Genomic DNA, 21590 nt, shown 5'->3' with positions numbered 1-21590 from the left:
GAACAACCTAATTTACTGTCCGGAATTAGTTGACCACTACAAACTATCAACACAATATTGACCAAGTGCCTCATTTGTTTTTGCATAGAATCGTTTCGCATTGAGCAAATCCTTTTCGGCCGATGGCGTAAAGAAAATGTTAAATATCACGATTTAAGCCTTTCTCGTACCTCTTCAAAACTGCGCCATTTTTCAGTTTCATTAAGCTCATGCTTGCGGGTTTCTAATTCTTGCAGGTGCCATTTGGGTGAGTCAAATTCAGCTTGGTTCTGAGCCAATGCACTCATTACGGCTTCCATTAATTCAATTTGACCATCGAATGGTAGTTCTGCGATTTTTTTCGTGTCAATCAACATACCAAGCTCCTTTGTTTGGTTTCTTGAAAATAAGTATACCTATATTAACAAAATAATCATTTCCTCTTTTCACTCGGTTCTTTCCTATTTTATTTTCGTGCATATTGTTTCCGTAGGGCATCATTTTTTGAATGGAGCCAAAGAAGAGATTAACCCCATCCTCCGCCTTCCCCTTGGAAAACAAAAGGGGAAGGGACTTGGTAATCAGTAGTAGTTACCTTCTGCGCTTGAGATCCCGATGCNCATCATTTTTTGAATGGAGCCAAAGAAGAGATTAACCCCATCCTCCGCCTTCCCCTTGGAAAACAAAAGGGGAAGGGACTTGGTAATCAGTAGTAGTTACCTTCTGCGCTTGAGATCCCGATGCAGTCAGTTCGACGCGACGAAGTTGCGCGACTTTATGGAGTTTCAGAGTCATTGTTTGACACCCCATCTCTTACTAAAAAACCAATCTATGCCTTACGATGCAAATCGTCTTGCCAAAACGGATATTAAACAAAATGAATGAGACGTTTGGGCGATAGCCCGATAAAGAGACCTTTTGGTTACTTTTGTACTTTTCTGAATTAAGCAACGGGCAAAAGTTACCCGCTCAGTAGAGCGGAAAAAAGCTCCGATCTTAAAGTATTAGAATGGAAGCTATCTAACCAATAAACTAAAAATAGGGTTAAAGGGGCAAAGCCCCTTGAGCCTAAAAAGGGCAAGCCGCGACAAATGCCACCCATGCTTTGGTAAACGGATGCCGAAACTCCAGCCGATAGGCGTGCAACAACAACCGAGGGTCGTTCTGAAACTCTGGGTCGTAGAATTCATCGCCAATTATCGAGTGTCCGAGGCTTTGCATGTGGACGCGAAGTTGGTGGGAGCGGCCAGTAAAGGGCACGAGTCGAACACGGGTGGTGTTGTTTTCGTAGGCCATTTTTTCCCAGTAGGTGATGGAGTCTTTGCTCCATTCATCGGTGCAGATTACTTGTCTTGGGCGGTTTGGCCAGTCGCAGCGTAGTGGTTTTCGCACTTCGCCTTTTTCTCCTAAAAGATGACCGCGCAGTAGGGCGCGGTATTCTTTTTGGACTTCTCGTTCACGAAAATGCGCATACATGCGTTTTTGACATTCGTGGGTTTTCGCCACGAGGATTAAGCCTGAGGTGGCTTCATCCAGTCGATGTATAGCAAAGGCTTCGCCAAATAAACACTCTGCTCGATGCAAGATAGAATCGAGCTTATCTGGGCCACGTCCGGGCACAGATAAGCAGTTAGCAGGTTTGTTTATTACGGCAAACCATTCGTCTTCGTACAATATCTCTAAGCGAGATAGTTCTAAACTCGGCACGGCATCCTGCACAGGATGTTATTCCGGCTTGGTAGTTAGGATGATACGAATCGCATCCAAGCGGATTTGGTGCTCGTCGATACGAGTCAAACCTTCTTGCATGTTGGTTTCGAGGCGTTCTATGTCTTCATCACGAATGGTGTCGTTGAAGGCTTTCAATTCCACTAAACGTTCGATTTCATTTTGGCAACGATGTTGGTAAGACGTTTTCGCTGCGTGAACGATCGGACGTGCTTGCTCTTGGGCATTTAGCTGGTGAGCTTGCAGCACTTCAATAAGGTTTTTGCGCAAGGCAGCAACCCATTGCTCCGCGACTCGGTTTGGCACGCCTTTCAGCTTTTCTGCCCATTTGTCTGCAGTAAATTGCTGATGGAGGAATTTGCCGTTTGAGTCAGACAATTGCCACATTGGTGTCATTGGCAGAGATTGTGCCAATTTTAAACGTGGGTGTGCCGTCGCTTCGATGACGAACATACTTTCCACCAATACTGTGCCTTCTGGCAATGCAGCGATAGGTAAAATAGCTGAGGTAAGTTTGCCAGAGTCAAAACCTTGGACTTCATCCATCAGCATGGTAATTAATGGATGTTCCCAGGTTGCGAATGCTACGTCTTCACGCTGGCTCGCTTGACGGCGATCAAGCATGAGCATTTTACCTTCTTCTTCGATGCCTGGCAGTGCTTCGAGCATCATGTCGGTAGAAGGGCGCAAGAACCAAGCTGCGCGATCTGGATCATCATTGATGCAGTCTGCGTAGATGTTGAACGCGTGAGTAACTTGCTCAATGTAGTGATGCAGGCCTTTTGTCGCTTGGTTGTTAATCTGTTCGATTAACGCACGGGCTTGTTCTGGGCGGCATGAGCTCATTTCTAGTAAGCGATTACGACCTTCTTCCATTTGTTTTAGTAGCGCTTCATGGTAAATGTTTGCTTCTTTTAGCAAATCAGTGTCGTCGTCTTGACCATGCAAGTACGCATGTAAGCTGTCGCCAAAAGCTTCTTCGACTTTATCGCCAGCACCTGTGGTTCGGCAAAATGCGTTTAGGGCGTGGTGATACCAGTTGAATAGGCGCTCTTGCACACTTTTCTTGATATAAGGTACGTGTATTTGCACGTCGTTTAGTTGTCCTAGACGATCAAGACGACCAATACGCTGTTCTAGTAAATCTGGGTGTTCTGGCAGATCGTACATGACGATATGATGGCTGAACTGGAAGTTACGGCCTTCACTGCCGATTTCAGAACACACTAAAATTTGCGCGCCGTCTTCGTCTGCGAAATAAGCGGCAGCGCGGTCACGGTGGATTAGTGGCATTTGTTCGTGGAAATCCGCACTTTGGAAGCCAGCAAAAGTCAGTTGATCATTTAGCCATTGCGCCATGTCGGCGGTATGACAGATGACGAGGACTTTGTCTGCTTGGCATTCTAGAAATTCTTTTAACCAAATCCAGCGAGGATCTTTTTCCCATAAGCCGTCAGACACTTCGGTTTCTGGTTGCACATGGCGATCAGCGGATTCAAAGTGTTCATTGTTTTCCAACGGATAGGAATGAAGGTAACGATCCGGGAAACCACCAACAGCGGCACGGGTGTTACGGAACATTTCGCGTCCAGTTCCGTGGCGGTCGATCAACCAGCTAATGGCTTCTTTCGCGGCTGCGGTTTGTTCTGCACCTGATTTAGTTGTTAGTGCTTGGAACCAGTCTTTGGCGCTAACTTCTTGTAAGTAAGAGCCAAACGCCGCGTTCCAATCTAGTGCTTTTGGTGAGTTGTCTTCTTGACTGAACGGCAGCAGCGCTTCTGCTAATTCAGCGGCTTGTTTGAAGGCTTGTTGTTGGGCTTGGTAATGTTCGAAGTCGTGGTAATGATCGGCATCCAACAGTTGCAAGCGAGAGAAATGCTCGCGTTCGCCAGTTTGTTCTGGTGTTGCGCTCAACAGTAATAGTGATTCTGTTTTTGCGGCTAAACGTGCCACCACTTGATAACCGATGCTTGGTGTTTCGGGATGCCAAGCAAGGTGATGGGCTTCGTCGACAATCACCATGTCCCATTCCGCATCTAGCATATGCTGAGTGGCTTTCGGGTGTTGGCTTGCCCAATCGATTGGCGAGATAACAAAAGGTTGTTGTTCGAATGGGTTGTCGTCACCGTCCATAAAGTCTTCATACACGGATTCGTTGATCAGTGAGAATGGCTGGTGGAAGCGGCGTAACATTTCAACCAACCACTGATGTTGCAGGTTGGTAGGTGTCAAAATCAGTACGCGTTTGCAAAGACCGTTTAGTAAACGTTGATGCAAGATCAAGCCCGCTTCTAGGGTTTTACCCATACCCACTTCGTCACACAAAAGCGCGCGAGCTTTCGGGCGATTGGCAATCTCGTGAGCCAGATAAATCTGGTGCGGTAGAAGCTCTGCTTTCAAGCCCATTAAGCCGCGCACTGGCGATGCCGCATTGGCCGCTTGGTGTTCAAGGGTATGACGACGCAAGTCGAACCACATACGGCGAGCGGGCGACAATGCCAATAATGAATCTAGCTCGTTTTTGTCATTGCGTGGGAATTGAATTATGGATTCTTCTAACCAATCATCGTCTTCGCTGATACGGTATTCGATTAGGTCATCAATTTCTTCTACTTCCAATATGGTGAAGGTTTCATCTTGGAAGTGCAGTTGATCGCCGACAGTTAAAGTGCGTCGAACAAGACTGGTCTGGTCATTTGAGTATTGACGATCCGCTTCCGCATCAGGGAAGTGCAAGGTAAAAGACTTGTTTTGTTTGTCTACTATCATGCCTACGCCGAGATCTGGCTCGTTGCGGCTACTCCATCTTTGTCCAGTTTGGTACATAGTTATTCGTTGTCCGGTTCAATTAAAGTTAAACTGCCTTGGCATAAATTCGTCAATACGATTTTATGTTCGGGCCAAGTACGTTCAATAACAGCAAGATCAATCACTATGCTATCACTGTATGTTTTGTTGGTTATTTCTATATCGCTCTGTTCTAGCCAATATTCAACCTTACCCAGTAAAGAGTAGGCGATTTTTAGCTGAACGGGGCTGCGCGGGTACACATTTTCATATTCTGTTTGCGAAAGCGCTTCTTGTACGGCTTGGCTATAAGCTCTGACTAAGCCGCCCGCACCGAGTTTTACCCCGCCAAAAAAACGCGTTACGACGACTGTGGTTTCACCATAATCTGAATGCTGTAACACATTCAGCATGGGCTTTCCTGCCGTGCCTTTGGGTTCGCCATCGTCACTTTGATCCCATAAATGGGCATTATTTGGTATACCTGCAATAAACGCCCAACAATGATGGTTAGCATCTGGGTAACGCTGGCGCATTTCTTCGATAAAAGCCTTTGCTGCATCACGTCCGTTAGTACGGCAAACGGTGGTGATGAACTGGCTATTTTTTATTTCTAGATCAAAGCGTTGCGTGTGTGTTGGGCTTAGGTAGTAATCCATGTAAACTTATCGAAACCTTAGTGCGACGGCTTTGCGTGCCAATATCGTATTAAAACAGACATTTAAAATAGCGAGTTTAAATTTATATGACAGATTGGCTTTCGCAATCAGTTTGGGTGTTATCGGGCTTTTGTATCGGCGCGATTCTTCTATCTGGCATTGCTGGCGCTATTGTACAGGCTATGCGCCGTCAGTGGCAGCACACACAAGAAAAAATGCAGCAACAAAATGAGGAATTACAGCGTCTTTTAGAACAATCGAAAGATCAAGTTCATTATTTGGAGAAAGAGTCACTGACTTTAGAGCAACAATTCGCGGCAGCACAAAGTGTTTGGCAAGAAAAGGAAGCTTTTTATCGGGAGCAAAAAAAGCAAAACGAAACTGAATTTAAGCAAATGGCACATGAAATCATGAGTCAGCAAGGCCAGCAGTTGGCGAAAGAAAACGAGCGCCAGTTGGGTTCTTTATTAACGCCGCTTGGTTCGCAAATCCAAAAGTTTCAAGAGAGTGTAGAAAAGAGTTATCAAGAAGAGGCCCGCGAGCGTTTTTCGTTGGTGAAAGAAATCAAAGGTCTGCAGTTGCTGAATCAAAAAATCAGCGATGATGCAGTGAGTCTAACCCATGCATTGAAAGGTCAAAATAAACTGCAGGGTGGTTGGGGTGAAGTGATTCTGGAGCGCATTTTAGAACGTTCTGGTTTGGAAAAAGGTCGTGAATATGAGACGCAAGCTTCTTATCAAACTGCAGAAGGTCGACGTTTACAGCCAGATGTAGTGATCCATTTGCCTGAAGGTAAACAAATCATTGTCGATTCCAAAATGGTGCTGATCAGTTATCTGGCTTATATGGAAGCCGAAACCGATGAAGACAGAAATCGAGCGCTAAAACAGCATTTGGATGCGGTGCGTCGTCATATGAAGGAACTAAGCGCCAAGTCTTATCACGATTTGCCAGGCGTTACTTCGTTGGATTTTGTGTTGTTGTTTATCCCAATCGAAGCAGCGTTTGGTTTGGCGTTACAGGGTGACAATGGTTTGTTTAGCGAAGCCTTCGAGCACAATATTATTATCGTCGGGCCGTCTAACTTATTGGCGACCTTGCGCACCATTCAGAATATTTGGCGCAATGAAAAACAAAGTCAGAATGCCATCGAAATTGCTCGTCAGGCTGGCGCTATGTATGACAAGTTTTCTGGCTTCGTACAGGATATGGATGATATTGGTAGTAAGCTTGATGCCGTGAGTCGTACTCATGATTCGGCCTTGAAGAAGCTAACCGCAGGGCGGGGTAATCTGGTTGCTAGAGCAGAGAAGCTCAAATTGATGGGTGCAAAGACGAGCAAGGCATTGCCAGTAGAGTACCTAAATGACGATACTCTCACTGACGAGTCTAGTGATTAGTTGATATTAAAGTGTGTAATGCCTGATTACGGTCGTACCTCCCTCATCAGGCCTACAAAAATCTTAGCTGATTAATTTTCTTTGTTATTCTGGGAAAACCCAAAGCACAGTGGCCTTATTTATGTAGTTGGTGGTTTGCAGTTCCTGAAGAATTCTAGTGGTCAGTTTTTGCAAGTCAGTGCCTTCTGGAATCTTGGCTGAATTAGCGATGATCTCTAAATCAAGCAGGTTGTTTAAATAGTGCAAGCGAGAGTTAGGGATATCCACATAAGCGGTATGTTGGCGCAATAAAAAGCCTAAGTCCGCCAATATTTGATGACGTGCGGGCAGTTTTAAATGCGGTGGTTTGCCTGACTCGTGAATAAAGCTTTCCGTTTGAATCTTATCGTCTGTGTCAATATGAACCATGACATCTTGCACTTGCGAGTGAGCTTTTTTGATGGTGTAAGCGACCAAATCTCCAAGGTAATGACCTTCGCTGACACTGGCATGACTTGGTACATGGATGTGCATATCTAAATAGATTTTGCCTGCCATGGATCTTGCTCTGACATCATGAGGTGCCATAACGTGTTTTAGGCTGTTGGCCGTTTCTTTGATTTGTGCAATGAGTTTTGGGTCTGGTGCTGTGTCTACCAGTTCAGCTAAGTTTTCCCATACCATGCTGACGGCCATTTTGCCGATCAATAGGGCAACGACAATTGAAGCCACCATGTCTGCCCAGCCATAACCGAAGTAAACACCGATCAATCCAATCAACACAGCAACAGAGGAAAGTGCATCACTACGGCTATGCCACGCGTTAGCAACTAACATTTTGCTGCCAATTTCATCGCCTGCTTTTTTGGTGTAATGGAAAATTGCTTCTTTGATGACGATGGTCGCAACTAACGCCGCAAGGCCATACCAGGTGAATTGCGCTTGTGATGCAGATGCCGTAATCGATTCGTAGGCTATGCCGAGCGCGACGATAATAAGCACCATACCAAGAAATACGGTGGTTAATGTTTCAAAACGAAGGTGGCCGTAAGGATGATTTTCGTCAGGCCCTTGGCGGGAGTTGGCTGAGGCAAAATACACAAATACATCTGTGACTAAGTCAGATAAAGAGTGAATGCCATCCGCGATTAAAGCCTGAGACTGAGAGAAATATCCAGCAACTATTTTGGCTAAACCTAATAGGGCATCCCACACAGCCCCTACAAGGGTGACTCTTATCGCTATGTCTTGTTCTTGCTTCAGTTTTGTCATTAGGTTTTTTGACCTGTTGTAGAATTTTTAAGTGTGAAGGCTATTTAACAAATTTCATCATACTTAACTTAGCTTAAGCTTTTATTAAGGGGGTAGGTTTAAGTAGGAATTAATATCGGATTAGAGCGGTATTTTTGTTAATTTTAGCATTACTAATAAGGGCTGATTATACCTGTTCAAATTGGTGCATTTTGAGGTTTGGTGGCAAGAGTGCCTTGTTGTCTAGCTTACCCAATGTTCTCCCCAAGTTTATCCACGATATCTGTGGAAAAGCTTGGGAAGCTAAGGAAATTAGCGGTGATGCTGAACTTTAATTTATTTCAAACCACAGGCAGTAAGATGCAAAAAACTCTCTCATAGTCAATGACATTAGGGAGAAGTTAGCGTCCATATCAGATAAACCGCCACCTTGAGAATCATTAAAAGCGGCTTCTTTTAGGGCGTCATCAAATTTAATTTTACGTAATGTTAGGTCGTCATGCAGAACGAAGCTCAATTTGTCAGTCCAACGAAGGCCAAGGTTTTTAACGGCCATACCCTGTTGTAAGTGGCGGGTCACGTCTTCAGATAAAGGTTCTAGCGACTTAAAACGAATGGTGGCTTTATCTTCAGAGCCATCTTGTATTTCACACTCGTCACCGGTTTCTAGGCTGGCTGGGACTTCATTTTTCACTAACCAATCTGTCATTAATGAAGAAGGAGAAACTTGTGCTTGCAATGGCGTCATTGGGAAGCTGCCAAGTGTGGTTTGCAAGTGTTTAAACAGTTGTTCTGTCATGCTGGCATTGGTGCTGTTGAGAACCAAAATTTTAGCTTGTAGATCAATGTATGCCCAAATGTCGGTACGCTTTGAAAAAGCTTTCGGACGAAGTGTGAAAACCAACTCGTCTTTCATGTCTGATTTTTCTTTACGACCAACTTTGCGACCTTCAATTAATTCGATCTCAGCCACTTTGGCTTCTAGTTCTTCGCGTACAACGGCAGAAGGCAATACTTTTTCTTCTTTACCAGCGCGGAATAGCAAACAACGATCACTGGCTAGGCTCCACTGTTCACTGTTACGGATAAGAGGCAACCAGCCGAAAGAGAATTCTTCCTGAGAGCCACATTCTTTTAGTGGGAACTCAGGGATTTTGTCGATCAATTCATTAGTATCAAGTGATTCGGTGTCTTTTAGTTGGAAAATCTGGGCGTTCTTGAACCACATAATTAGTCTCTCACGGCTTCTTTAAAGTGTTTTCGGCAAACGGACAAGTAACGGTCGTTACCGCCTATTTCTACTTGTGCGCCTTCTTTAACAGGTATTCCTTGTGCATTGAGTCGAATGACCATAGTGGCTTTGCTGCCACAATGACACACGGTTTTTAATTCTATTAGTTTATCTGACCACGCTAGTAATGCTTTACTGCCTTCGAATAGTTCGCCTTGGAAATCAGTGCGAATACCAAAGGCCAGCACGGGAATGCGCATTTTATCAACGATTTCTGAAAGATCGTAAACTTGTTCTTTTGTTAAAAATTGCGCTTCATCAATCAATATACAGCTCAACGCTTTCGGCTGATGCTCTGCTTTGACTAAAGAGATGAGGTCAGTATTGCTATCAAACAAGCTGGCTTCTGCCGATATACCAATCCGAGAAGCAATTTGTCCTGTTTCATATCGGTCGTCTATCGATGCTGTAAGGAGTAAAACCCGCATACCTCGCTCTTGATAGTTATGAGCGGATTGCAATAAAACGGTGGATTTTCCAGCGTTCATTGCCGAGTAGTAAAAGTACAGTTTGGCCATATTAAGTCTGTTTGCTAGCTTGCTAATTAATTTGGCTGGTGAGTATAGCAAATCAATATCGTGAATGGCCTTATTTTTTGGATCTTGTGTTTTTAGGTTTATCTAGGCTTTTGTTTATTTGCAGTGTTAGCCATTCTGCGCGCTTTAGGCCATTCATCTCGCAAAGCTTATCTAGCTTGTCAATAATGTCTTGTTCAATGATGAGTTCTAAACGTTTTAGTCCTTGTGCTTTTTCTTTCTCTCGCTGTGCTCGTTTATTTATCTTGAGTTGGTCTTTACGAGTGAGAGGTTGTGTGCGCGGACGGCCTGGGGATTTGCCAAAGAGGTCGATTGTGTTCCGATCGGATGACGCTTTTGCCATGGTGTAATGTTCGTATCAATGGATTAATTAGTGAAATGACGTACAAAAAACAAGAACGAAAAACAGTGATTATTTGTTTTTCGTTCTTTAGGTTTTGTCTTTTATTTTTGCGCTGTTTTCTTTTCAGCTTGTTTTTCTGCCATTTGATTGGTGGCAATGAAGTCTAGTAGGATTTCAGACGCTTCTTTTGCGTAAGTGTCTTCTTCGATAGGTTTTATGTCCTCAACCGATTTCAGTAGTTCAAGTCCAAGTGCTTTACGGCGAGTATTTTCACGATCTAGCTCGCTCTTTTCATTGTCTTCTCTTTGTTGAATGCGTGTGCTTTCTTTCAAAGATACCGTTTTATAGGTCTCAACCTGTTTTTTGAACTCATCTATCTGTCCATTGATCGCAATGAAGTTAGGGTCTTTCGCCATTCTAGCTTCATGACGAGGTTCTAAAATAGGTAAGTAAGCAGGCATGTTCCAGTAAACTGGGTAGCGAGTTTCGTGGATTTTATCCCAAGGTAAAGGGTTGTCTAAGGCGCTTTCTCCGATAGTTTCTTTGTCTATCAAAGAAGGAAAGGCGATGTCTGGCATGACGCCTTTGTGCTGAGTACTTTCGCCAGATACACGGTAGAATTTAGCCTGAGTAACCTTAAGCTGCCCCTTGTCCATATCTTGCAAAACTTGAACCGTACCTTTACCAAAGGTTTGATCGCCAAGAATTAAGGCACGGCCGTAATCTTGTAAGGCGCCAGCTACGATCTCAGAGGCTGAGGCGCTCATGCGGTTTACCAGCACCGCCATTGGGCCACTGTAAACAATGGCAGGATCAGAATCGCCTAATGGTGTAACGCGTCCACTTTGATCGCGAATTTGTACCGTTGGGCCAGATGGAATAAATAATCCTGCCAGGGCATTTGCTTCTTGCAATGAGCCGCCACCGTTATTTCTTAGGTCAAGAATCAGTGCCGAAATGTCTTCTTTACGTAGTTCTTCTATAAGCTCTTTTGTATCTCGAGTGGAGCTTTTATAGTTTTTGTCACCCGCTTGGATTGCTGCGAAATCAGAATAAAAAGTTGGCAAGGTAATCACGCCTACTTTGTATTTTTCACCATCGCGTTCCACTTCCACGATTTCTTTTTTGGCAGACTGATCCTCAAGCTTCACTTTTTTACGCACAATGCTAATACGCTTACTCGTCTGTGTGTCGCCTTTGCTTGGTGTTACTTCCAATATTACCTTGGTGTCTCGTTCGCCACGGATCATGTCGACAACATCGTCAAGACGCATACCAACGACATCGACCATAGGTTTGCCTTCTTGGCCGACAGCAATAATTCGATCATTAGGAGAAAGGTCACTTTGGGTTGCTGCTGGACCACCAGGAACTAAACGCACGACTTTGGTGTAGTCATCTTCCATTTGCAAAACAGCACCAATGCCTTCTAGAGATAGACTCATGTTGATGTTAAAGGCTTCGGATGCACGCGGTGCAAAGTAATTGGTGTGAGGATCTAATGCCGCAGTGATTGAGTTGGCAAAAATTTGATAAACATCGACAGAATTAGTTTGGTCGACTTGTTTGATTTGGTTTTTATAGCGACGCTCAAGCGTGGAGATTATTTTCTCCTCACTTTCACCATTGAGCTTCATGGTTAGCGCTCGATTTTTCAGGCGCTTGCGCCAGTAATCATCAAGTTCAGCTTCTGTTGTTGCCCATTTTTGAGTGTCTGGATCAGTATTGAGGTTTTCGTCGACGTTATAATCGAAGCCTTTGATCATCTCTGGTAAATGGTCTTGAAGACTTAGAAGTCGTTTTTCTAAACGCTTAAGATAAAGGTTGTAAATGGTATAAGCCACTTGAGTATCGCCATCTCTTAGGGCGTCATCAAAGCTGTTTCTATATTGCGATAGGTTGTCTATGTCGCTTTTCAGAAAAAAGCTTTTACTAGGGTCTAGAGCATCAATATAGAAATCAAAGGCTTTTTCTGAAATAGCGTCATCAATGTGAGGTCTGTTATAATGAATACCTTCTAGCATCTCAACGAGTTCTTTTGATACTTTGTCGTATTCATGAGGAGGCTGTAGCTCCTGATAAGCAGACGCAGGTGTTGAGGCAAAGGTATAGCCGGTTAAAAGGCAAAGCAAAAGGCGTTTATAGTTCATCCGGTATGGGCTCTCTCTGTCTATTTTATACGTCATTGGTAAAATCATATTAGACACTGGGCTTTAAGGCTAGCCAAAGTGTTAAAAAGTCACTTTTTTAAAGCATTCTGCTTATAGGACATTATGGAATTTTCAAATTTTAATGACTCTTTACTGTCATTTCTTAAATCTTCTCCTACACCTTTTCATGCAACGGCAAGTATGCGTAATGCTTTAACAGCGGAAGGCTTTGTTGAATTATTGGAAGAAGACGATTGGGTGATAGAGGAGGGCGGAAAGTATTTCGTCACACGCAATGAATCATCCTTAATCGCTTTTACCACACCACAGCTCAGTTTTAGCCAAAGTGGTTGGAGAATGGTGGGAGCTCATACTGACAGCCCTTGTTTGAAATTGAAACCCAATGCTCAAGTTGATCGCTTTGGTTACCATCAATTAGGTGTTGAAGTTTACGGTGGAGTCTTGCTTCACACTTGGTTGGATAGAGATTTATCGATTGCGGGTCGTATAACGCTGAAAACGCAGAATGGTGATATTGTTAGCCGCTTGGTTGATTTTAAAGACCCAATCGCGGTGGTGCCTAACTTGGCAATTCATTTAAATCGCCAAGCGAATGAAGGTTTTTCTGTTAACCCTCAAGAGGAAATTTTGCCGATTTTGTGTGGCGCTGAAAACGAGTTTGATTTGCATGAATTGTTAAAATCCCAGCTTAAGAAGCAATATGCAGATTTGGCAATAGATACAATTTTAGACTTTGAATTGAGTTTATATGATACACAGCCAGCGGCTTTGGTTGGTTTGCATAAAGAATATATCTGTTCAGCGCGCTTAGATAATTTGTTAAGTTGCTTTGTTGGTTTACGTGCTTTGTTGGATTCGGATCTGCAGCGCCCTAGCTTACTTATTTGTACCGATCATGAAGAGATTGGTAGTTTGTCTGCTTGTGGTGCGAATGGGCCGTTCTTGGACGATGTACTGCGTCGTCTAACGCCAAATCCTGAGCAATATGTTCAGGCGATTCAGCGTTCCATGTTAGTTTCTGCTGATAATGCACATGCTTTGCATCCAAACTATGCTCATAAGCACGATAAGAATCACGCGCCTTCTATTAATAAAGGTGCAGTGATTAAAGTGAATGCAAATCAGCGCTATGCAACAAATAGTGAAACAGCCAGCGTGTATCGTGATATTGCTGCTGAAGAAAACTATGAGGTCCAGTGTTTTGTTGTGCGTAGTGATATGGCTTGTGGTAGTACGATAGGGCCAATTACATCTGGTGAAATAGGTGTACCGACTATTGATATCGGTTTGCCAACCTTTGGTATGCATTCTATTCGTGAATTGGCGGGAAGTCGTGATGCTTATGGGTTGTATAAAGTGCTAGCTCGTTTTACAAAACGTGATAGGTTGATTACTCGTTAATACCATTCGATAGTTTAATTAAAGTTAAAAAAGCCGTAAAACGATGTCTTACGGCTTTTTTGTGTTTGGTTATAGTGAGCTAAGGATTAATTTTTAGCAACTAGCCACTTATCCAATTCTTTGATCTTGTCTTCATTAAGATCGCCTGTGGCTTCTAATAGTTGTAGCTTTTTGACTACGAAGTCATATCTATATTGCTCATAAGCATCTTGGGCATCGTATAGATTTGATTGAGCATCAAGCAATTCAACTAGGTTACGCGTGCCAACATCATAGCCAGCTTGTGTCGCTTCTAGAGCACTTCTTCTAGAACGAATAAGTTGCTGCTGAGCTTCAATTTGAGCAACCGCTGTTTGCAGGTCTAGATAAATGCTACGAATATTCAGTTCAATTGTTTGCAGTGAGCTTGCTCTTTGTTCTGTTGCTGACTCGGCTTGTGCTACTGCTTGGCGGATGTTTGCATTGATTGCGCCACCTTGGTAAAGCGGAATCGTAACACCTAAGCCAATAGATGAAGTATTCGTTGCGCCGTCTTGCATGGACGCTGGAGCACCGCCGCCATAATCGTTATCTGTACGAGATAAAGATCCAGTGATTGATACTGTTGGCGTGCGCCCACTGGCTTTTTGGATGTTTATATTGTTTTCTGCACTTTTGACAGACAGATCCAATATACGCAATTCTTTGTTGTCACGATGTGCTTTTGCAATTAAAGAATCTACTGTCATGTTTGGATCTAGACTAATAGGATAGTCTTTAGACAGGTCAGGGATATTTAGTATTATTTGTCCAGTTCTTTGGTATAGGGCTTTTTGTGCATAAGACACGCTAGAGCGGGCACTTAGTTCGGTAACTCGAACTGAGTCATACTCTGCTTGTGCATCATGCAAATCAGTAATAGAGGCCAAGCCTACTTCATATTGTTTTTTTGCGCGATCTAGCTGGCTTGCTGTGCTTTTAACCAAAGCCTGAGTTGTCTGTAGAGTTGATTGTGCAGTCAACAGGTTAAAGTATTCAGTTAAAGTCGTAAGTGCTAAGTCTTCTTCAGAGTTGCTAAAGCTAACACCTGCACTTTCAGAACTTATCTCTACCGCATCCACACCGTAGCTTAGAACAGGCGAGTAAATAGGGTAGTTTAAATCTAACGAAAGGCTGTTTGATGTGTTGTCGTAATCGGCAGAGGGAGCATCTATATCACTGTAGCCCAAATTGCCGTTAAAGCTGATATTAGGATATAAATTACCTTTTGCGGAGATTACACCTTCTTTCTGAGCTTGATAAGTTGATGCTGCAGCTCTTAAACCTGGATCGTGTTTTTTAGCCAGTTTATATACTTCGTAAAGGCTTTCTGCATGAGCAGCCGTACTACTTAGAACGGCTGCAGCGATGAGTGATGGTATAATATGCTTTTTCATAGATCTCTGTGGGCTCGTAGTATGAAATATAGTTATAATAGTACCTCAAGTTTTTCGCTTGTGGCAGTGTCATTCTTGCTATATCTATTATCACTATTGACCATATCATAACGAAATAGTTTAAATAGGTTTTTAATGTGGAAAGTTAATGCAAGAATGACATTTTTTTGATCATAATCTTCTTACTTTTTGCCGACTAGTTTTTCAGTGCGATTTTATAAGTAATGGTTTTTGTCGAGTTAGCTTCTATTTCACCAGAAACAAGTACGCTATTCGCCGTTATCGGAACCGCTTCTTTGCCTTCTAATACATCTACAATGCCATTCGTATTTTGCTCTATCTTATAGGTTTGCTTAGTATCTGAATGGTTAACGATAGTTGCTTCCCATACCTGTGTACTCGGCAGTTTTTGAGATGTTGCACTGACTAAAGTTAAATGTCCGCTTATGTCTTGGCTTTTATTTGTTGTAACGTTTACTGGGTAACCTTCCCGAACAGTGTCTAGACGTACTGTGTTTCCAGGAATGAGTAGATCGCCTCTTTTCCAAAATGTCTTATATTCACCGGGCAGGCCATTCTTAGGTAAAGAAAAGCTTAAGTCGTTATAAAAGTTTAAATCAGTTTTTCCAGCGTTGTTATTATAAGTATGAAGGCTAGCTTTATTAGAGCTGCTGTCTATTTTGGTATTGCTACTAGGCAAAGGAATTAATGTATTTGAATATGGTGCAATTGATAGCTTACCACCACCAAGAGAATAACTAACCTCATTGTCTTGGTAATTCACGTTAGGGTTGTCTGCACTCATCATCATTACGCTGCGCTCTGCTTTAAAAAGCTGTGGAGCAGCCGTTCTAGAGTAATGAAGTAGGCTGTTTTGTATTTCGATAGAAGAGCTTGAGTTGTTATGAATCAAAGCCTGCTGATAAATAGAGACATTGTCGTTATCAAAAATCAAACTAAGTTGTGGCGTCCACGATAATTCATTTGTTTGATAGCTTATTTTTTGAGGCTGTGTGTTATTACCTTCAGTTTTTTCTACTTCTGGTTTTTTCTCTGCGGTACTTGTTGTCTCTAGCGGGATTAGATAGAAATCGTCCATGGGTAATGTCATAGAGTAGTCTTTGCTTTTAAGTATAAAAGAACGAGTATTTTTCTCTATGCGTGTCAATGTACCACTGTAACTCAAGTCTCTTTGTCTGTGGGTGACAGTAACTCGTTTGTTTATCTGGTTAAACCAATTAGCATCTTGACTGCTCTCTAGGCGTGTCATCGGCGCAAAGTTGTCTTGGAGCGGTAGCAGCGATCCTGTATTTGGAGTAAGGCTCAGTTGCAAACTGTCTTCTACTATTTGACTGTTATCTAAACCAATAACGGCATTTATTGGGGCGGCAAGCGCTGATTGGCTCGCGGCTCCTACGAGAATGCTAAGGTATAAATAGGTAGGATATTTTTGCATGACCGAGTCCTTCTTGTTTATTGATATACCATCATACTAGTTGTCGTGATGAGTCTTCACACATGTTACCCTAATAAATTGATGTGATCGCAAGGCAATGTAGCAAAAATAAGGGTTTGCAGTGGACAAAAAATTACTAATTATTGACGGATTGAATTTGATTCGTCGGCTTTACGCCGCATTGGAGTCCGAGCAGGATTCAGCTAGACGAATTGAGAGAACCCAAAGTATTGCGATTGAAGCCTTAGCGAAGCTGACGCAGCAATTTGACCCTTCTTATGCCGTTGTTGTATTTGATTCAAATGGTAAAACATGGCGCCATCGAGTTTATCCAGAATATAAACTAGGTCGCGTTCCAATGGATGACGCCTTACTAGAATCTTTGCCAGAATTTGCGAAAGTTTTTCGTTTTAATCATTTGCCTTGTTTGAGAATAGATGGTTGGGAAGCAGATGATCTTATTGCCACGCTTGCCGTTAAAGCGGCAAGTAACAAGGTTAAATCCTACATTGTTTCAACGGATAAAGGTTTTACTCAGTTGTTGGGAGATGATCTTATTCTTCAATATGATTATTTTGCTAAGTTAGGTTATGACAAAATCTGGGTTCCTGGCAAATATGGTGTTGAGCCGCATCAGTTAAATGACTATTGGGCTTTAGTGGGTGATACCACCAATCGAATTCCTGGTGTCAAAGGTATTGGGCCGAAAACAGCCTTAAGTATTATTCGTCTGTTTCCCACCATCGAAGAAATTTATGCAAATCTACCGTCTTTTTCTGAGCGCATTCAGTCAATGCTGGCGGGTGGTTATGAGCAGTGTTTACTGTCTCGCTCATTAGTTGCCTTGAAAACAGACGTAGAAATAGGGGTTCGACTTTCTCAGCTTAGGTATATGGAAAGTAAAGTTGAGAGAATATCAAACTTCTAAGTAGAAAAGATAGGTTTAGCCCCTTACCCATATCTTATGAGACGCTTATAATAGCGGCATTTCAGGCAACGGATAAATGAGATTTTTATGTCAGAGGTAAGAACACGTATTGCGCCATCTCCAACAGGTGACCCGCATGTAGGAACAGCTTATATCGCCCTATTTAATATGGCTTTCGCACGTAAAATGGGTGGTAAGTTTATTTTACGTATTGAAGATACCGACCAAACTCGTAGTACGCCAGAATCTGAAAAAATGATTTTAGATGCGTTACGTTGGTTAGGGCTTGATTGGGCTGAAGGCCCAGATGTCGGCGGAGAATATGGTCCTTATCGTCAAAGTGAAAGGGGTGATATTTATGGTCAATACGCTCAAGAATTGATCGATAAAGGGCATGCATTCTATGCATTTGAGACAACTGAAGAGTTAGATCAAATGCGTAATGAGCAAAAAGAGCAAGGTTTGCCACAAAAGTACGATGGTCGTGCTCTTAATCTGACAGCAGAAGAGGTGCAGGCAAAATTAGATGCTGGCGTTCCTTATGTCATTCGTATGAAAATTCCTGAAGAGGGCGTTTGCGTTGTTCAGGATATGTTGCGTGGCACTATCGAAATCGATTGGGCGCAAGTGGATATGCAAGTACTACTAAAAGCTGATGGTATGCCGACTTACCATTTGGCTAACGTGGTTGATGACCATTTGATGAAAATCACTCACGTAATTCGTGGAGAAGAATGGATCAACTCAGCGCCAAAGCATATATTGTTGTACCAGTATTTTGGTTGGGATATGCCGACTTTATGTCACATGCCTTTGTTGCGTAACCCAGATAAATCTAAGTTATCAAAGCGCAAAAACCCAACAAGTATTCTGTATTATCAGCGTATGGGTTACATGTCTGAAGCGGTAATCAATTACCTTGGTCGCATGGGGTGGTCTATGCCTGACGAGCGTGAAAAGTTCTCGTTAGACGAAATGATTGAGCAATTTGATATTCAACGTGTTTCTTTGGGTGGTCCGGTTTTTGATGTTGAAAAACTGAGCTGGCTAAATGGCATGTGGATTCGTGAGAATTTAACGCCAGAAACCTTTGCACAGAAATATATTGAATGGGCGCTTAACCCTGAATACTTGATGAAGATTTTACCACTGGTTATTCCTCGTGTTGAAACCTTTTCAGATGTTGCTGATGTGGCAGGTTTTTTCTTAAAAGGCATGTTGCCAATTACGAAAGAAGATTTCTCTACTATTAAAATGGAAGAAGAAACACTTCGTAAGGCTATGCAGTTTGCTTTATGGCGTTTGGAAGCATTGAATAAATGGGAAAAAGACGAAATCTTTAATGATATGAAATCATTAGCTCAAGCGATGGAAATTAAGCCGAAAGACTTTTTTGCCCCCTTGTTTGTTGCTATTTCAGGAACAACGGCATCTGTTTCTGTTTTTGATTCAATGGCGATTTTAGGTTCTGATATTTCTCGGGCTAGAATGCGTACTGCAGTAAATGTACTTGGTGGCCCTTCTAAGAAAGAAGCGAAACGTTGGGAAAAAGAATACGCTGACCTATAAACGGCTCGTATTTCTTATTAGCAACAAAAGCTAAAGAAAAGTTGAGTAAAAAAAACCGGCTATCAAAGCCGGTTTTTTTTATATCAGTCGTTTGCCTTTAAATTAACGAGTAGTAAAAACACTCGTCTTTTTATCTAAGCTGCTTACCTGATTATGTATATCACGGGTATTACCTTCAATGCTATTGATATAGCTATTGTCTCGTTGAAGTTGTTGGGCAATTTTGTCCATTTCTTCACTCATGTGTACTGCAGTTTTAGCAACTTCTTGGATAGAGCGGGCCATATCGATAGAAGAGGCTGAGCTGGTCTGAGCATTTCGCTCAATCTCTCGAATAGCCAATTCTGCTTTCTCGCTGAAAACTTCAATTGAGTGCAGGCTTTCTTGGCCACTGTGCATAGTTTCGATTGCTGTTTGTGTGGATGATTGGATAGTACTAACAATGTCGGTGATTTTAGCGGTTGCATCAACTGTTTTTTCAGCAAGTGAGCGTACTTCATCGGCAACAACGGAGAAGCCTCGACCCGCTTCGCCAGCACGCGCCGCTTCAATGGCTGCGTTTAGTGCTAGAAGGTTAGTCTGGTTTGCTAGGTCGTTGATCATGCCGATAACGTTGTCGATATCTTTTGATAATTGGCCAAGCTCATTAAGTTGTTCACTTGTTTTGTTAACAACACTAATAGTACTAGAAAGGTTTGATAGAGCGCTTTTAATGGTTTCTGCGCCTACTTTAGCAGATTCATAAGTATGTTGAGACTGACTACTTAAGTCTTCTGTAGTGCTGGAAATGCTAGAAATAGTTGTGGAAATCTCTTCTGTTGCCGCAGCAAGAGAATTTGTTTGTTCGCTAACGGAACGGTTACTCTGTGCGATGTTAGTAACTGAGGTGTTAAGTTCTGTGACCATGTTGTTGACACCTTGAGTGGTATCGACAACGTCTCCAATAACGGAGCTTAGTCCCGTAGTCATTTCATTTACAGAGCTACACAAAGAGTCAAATTCATCGTTGCGTTTTTTATTGACATGCAAGCGTGCTGTCAGGTCACCACCTTTTACTTTGCCTAAGTCTTTAATGATTTGGTTCAGGGTACTGTTTACGCTGCTGCCGATCCCCATCATCATAAGTGCAGCAATAACAGCAACAACAATACTTACAATGATCAAACTAATGCTTGCTTGCTGAGAGCTTTCAGAAGCTTGTTTACGTGCTTCTAAAACCGCTTTTTGCATATAATCAACCGCAGCTAGGCGCGTTTGAGCAAAATCGGCTTTGCTGGCTATGAATTGTGCCTGCAGCGTTTTTAGTTGTTGGTTTTCTTTGTCAAAATTTTCGACAGCGGCAAAATACTTATTAATGACTTCACCAAAGCGTTCTTCAAGACCGAAGTTAGTTACGCGTTTGTAGAATTTTTCATAGCGTTCCATGAAGGCCGCTTTATTCGCTGGAGCTGGCTCAAATATGAAGTTTTTTTCTGCTTCGCGAACGGGCAAAAATTCTTGTTTTACTAGGCTGAGGAACGATATCTCTTCTGTTACTTTTTCGCCTAATTGAGAGATCTCCCCTTTGAGGCCGGAAGAACCATTAAAGCCTACTTTTTGTCTCTGGTTAACTAATAACTTTAAGGCTTCACTGTAATTTGCTAAAGAGGCTGTGATGCTTGTGATGTTCTTTTTCGCTTCGGGATCTTGAAGAAGGTTCATGTCTTTTTCAAGAGTGGCCATGAAGCTTTCATGATTGACATTTAGCTGCTCTAGAAAACTTGCGTAGGTATCGTTATTGATACTAGAGAGAGACTCGTATTCTTCCATTAAGGTAATGATTAGAGAGGCTAGGTCTTTATCTACTGTGGTTAGACGTTCAAATTTTGAAGATGAACTTTCTTGAACATTCAATCCTTGTAAAGCAACTGCAGTTACAACAACGAATCCAAGAATAGCCGCAATCAGTAATGAGAGTAACTTGGTACGAAAACTAAGGTTAGCCAACATATTATATCCTGCACTTTTTATTATAGGTTTAACCGATAGGCATCAGGATAAGTGTAATAATCATTCTTATCATCTGGATTTTGCCTATCAAAGCATTACAAATATTTACTTAAGCATTCTATTTCTACTATGAACTTATTTGCAATTAATTGACATAAAAATATGAATTTATCTTGTGTGAATAATGTGTGCAAGTGTCGTTTTTTGTTGCAATTTATGAAGAGGGTTGTTCAAAAATCATGCGGGCTTAGCCACACTTCTGTTTTTTTGCTGCCAAGATAGCTTATTTTTCCAGGATAGCGAGCTATGCCGCTAGAGCTGAATTCAAATTTGTAGGTTCTTTTTATTTTGATTGTTCCATGTTGCCATATTGGTTTCCATTCCTCACCACCAACACTATCCTCTAATAATTGTAAGTTAAGAGATTCACAATGTTTTTTTGCGCTGATTAGGGCTTGTTCTCGAATAGACGTGTTTTGCCACCATGCGTACAGAGCGGCAGCAATCAAAAGGAGTATGACAATATCGGAGAGTTGTAGGTTCATGTATGCCAAATAAATTTTAATAAAGTTTGAACATCATAACCAATAGTAGCGAGAAAAAAATAGTCGTTAGTAAAAGAAATACGTGGCTACCTCCAAGCAGGAGAGAAAGGAGAGGTAGCCACGGTCTTCACGCTATGTAGAGCAAGTCGTAAAATTATCTCAT

18 protein-coding genes are annotated in these 21590 nt (G+C 42.3%); 4 read left to right on the top strand and 14 right to left on the bottom strand.

Translation table 11 applies throughout. The annotated features are described in order from the left end of the window. Positions 1 to 146: 146 nt before the first annotated feature. The 5 genes from KPL72_RS14410 to KPL72_RS14390 all read right to left on the bottom strand — a co-directional run bounded on the left by KPL72_RS14410 (position 147) and on the right by KPL72_RS14390 (position 5153). Positions 147 to 356 (bottom strand): addiction module protein, encoded by a 210-nt coding sequence (locus KPL72_RS14410; protein ID WP_100188733.1) that lies wholly within the window; start codon positions 354 to 356, stop codon positions 147 to 149. Positions 357 to 630: 274 nt separating this feature from the next. Further along, a complete protein-coding gene (locus KPL72_RS14405) occupies positions 631 to 774 on the bottom strand; it encodes a hypothetical protein (protein ID WP_219703374.1) in 144 nt (47 codons plus the stop codon). 273 nt (positions 775 to 1047) lie between these two features. After that, positions 1048 to 1698: an RluA family pseudouridine synthase gene (locus tag KPL72_RS14400; protein ID WP_346729515.1), complete on the bottom strand. Its 651-nt coding sequence runs from the start codon at positions 1696 to 1698 to the stop codon at positions 1048 to 1050. A 6-nt stretch (positions 1699 to 1704) separates the two neighbouring features. Further along, entirely contained in the window at positions 1705 to 4533 is a 2829-nt protein-coding gene (gene rapA / locus KPL72_RS14395) for an RNA polymerase-associated protein RapA (RefSeq protein WP_212915816.1), read from the bottom strand. Positions 4534 to 4535: 2 nt separating this feature from the next. Next, positions 4536 to 5153, bottom strand: a complete 618-nt coding sequence (locus KPL72_RS14390) for a YigZ family protein (RefSeq protein WP_219703373.1) — start codon at positions 5151 to 5153, stop codon at positions 4536 to 4538. Positions 5154 to 5239: 86 nt separating this feature from the next. On the opposite strand from KPL72_RS14390, the gene KPL72_RS14385 reads away from it, so the two are divergent. After that, entirely contained in the window at positions 5240 to 6553 is a 1314-nt protein-coding gene (locus tag KPL72_RS14385) for a DNA recombination protein RmuC (protein WP_219703372.1), read from the top strand. Between the two features lie 84 nt (positions 6554 to 6637). On the opposite strand, the gene KPL72_RS14380 is transcribed toward KPL72_RS14385, so the two are convergent. The 5 genes from KPL72_RS14380 to KPL72_RS14360 all read right to left on the bottom strand — a co-directional run bounded on the left by KPL72_RS14380 (position 6638) and on the right by KPL72_RS14360 (position 12103). Continuing rightward, positions 6638 to 7804: a cation diffusion facilitator family transporter gene (locus KPL72_RS14380; RefSeq protein ID WP_219703371.1), complete on the bottom strand. Its 1167-nt coding sequence runs from the start codon at positions 7802 to 7804 to the stop codon at positions 6638 to 6640. 310 nt (positions 7805 to 8114) lie between these two features. Continuing rightward, the gene (locus tag KPL72_RS14375) at positions 8115 to 9011 is read right to left on the bottom strand and encodes a recombination-associated protein RdgC (protein WP_212915812.1); all 897 of its coding nucleotides are present in this window, start codon (positions 9009 to 9011) and stop codon (positions 8115 to 8117) included. A 2-nt stretch (positions 9012 to 9013) separates the two neighbouring features. Next, a complete protein-coding gene (locus KPL72_RS14370; RefSeq protein ID WP_212915811.1) occupies positions 9014 to 9592 on the bottom strand; it encodes a thymidine kinase in 579 nt (192 codons plus the stop codon). Positions 9593 to 9662: 70 nt separating this feature from the next. Then, positions 9663 to 9953: a LexA regulated protein gene (gene ybfE, locus KPL72_RS14365; protein ID WP_212915810.1), complete on the bottom strand. Its 291-nt coding sequence runs from the start codon at positions 9951 to 9953 to the stop codon at positions 9663 to 9665. Positions 9954 to 10054: 101 nt separating this feature from the next. Continuing rightward, a complete protein-coding gene (locus tag KPL72_RS14360; RefSeq protein WP_219703370.1) occupies positions 10055 to 12103 on the bottom strand; it encodes a carboxy terminal-processing peptidase in 2049 nt (682 codons plus the stop codon). A 123-nt stretch (positions 12104 to 12226) separates the two neighbouring features. Between KPL72_RS14360 and KPL72_RS14355 the strand changes: the two genes are divergently transcribed. Next, positions 12227 to 13525 carry a M18 family aminopeptidase gene (locus KPL72_RS14355; RefSeq protein WP_212915808.1) on the top strand — a complete coding sequence of 433 codons (1299 nt, stop codon included), beginning with the start codon at positions 12227 to 12229 and terminating at the stop codon, positions 13523 to 13525. Positions 13526 to 13611: 86 nt separating this feature from the next. On the opposite strand, the gene KPL72_RS14350 is transcribed toward KPL72_RS14355, so the two are convergent. Next, positions 13612 to 14940, bottom strand: a complete 1329-nt coding sequence (locus tag KPL72_RS14350) for a TolC family outer membrane protein (protein WP_219703369.1) — start codon at positions 14938 to 14940, stop codon at positions 13612 to 13614. 196 nt (positions 14941 to 15136) lie between these two features. Then, a complete protein-coding gene (locus tag KPL72_RS14345) occupies positions 15137 to 16396 on the bottom strand; it encodes a hypothetical protein (protein WP_212915806.1) in 1260 nt (419 codons plus the stop codon). A 121-nt stretch (positions 16397 to 16517) separates the two neighbouring features. On the opposite strand from KPL72_RS14345, the gene xni reads away from it, so the two are divergent. Next, positions 16518 to 17324 (top strand): flap endonuclease Xni, encoded by an 807-nt coding sequence (xni, locus tag KPL72_RS14340; protein WP_219703368.1) that lies wholly within the window; start codon positions 16518 to 16520, stop codon positions 17322 to 17324. A gap of 87 nt (positions 17325 to 17411) precedes the next feature. Then, the gene (gene gltX / locus KPL72_RS14335) at positions 17412 to 18893 is read left to right on the top strand and encodes a glutamate--tRNA ligase (protein WP_219703367.1); all 1482 of its coding nucleotides are present in this window, start codon (positions 17412 to 17414) and stop codon (positions 18891 to 18893) included. A gap of 102 nt (positions 18894 to 18995) precedes the next feature. Here gltX and KPL72_RS14330 read toward each other — a convergent pair whose 3' ends face one another. Then, positions 18996 to 20882 carry a methyl-accepting chemotaxis protein gene (locus KPL72_RS14330; RefSeq protein ID WP_219703366.1) on the bottom strand — a complete coding sequence of 629 codons (1887 nt, stop codon included), beginning with the start codon at positions 20880 to 20882 and terminating at the stop codon, positions 18996 to 18998. A gap of 230 nt (positions 20883 to 21112) precedes the next feature. After that, a complete protein-coding gene (locus tag KPL72_RS14325; protein WP_219703365.1) occupies positions 21113 to 21427 on the bottom strand; it encodes a DUF3301 domain-containing protein in 315 nt (104 codons plus the stop codon). Between the last annotated feature and the right edge of the window lie 163 nt (positions 21428 to 21590).

This window comes from Marinomonas lutimaris, from assembly GCF_019426345.1.
Classification (GTDB): Bacteria; Pseudomonadota; Gammaproteobacteria; order Pseudomonadales; family Marinomonadaceae; genus Marinomonas; species Marinomonas lutimaris.
This window is presented reverse-complemented; position numbering and strand designations above follow the sequence as displayed.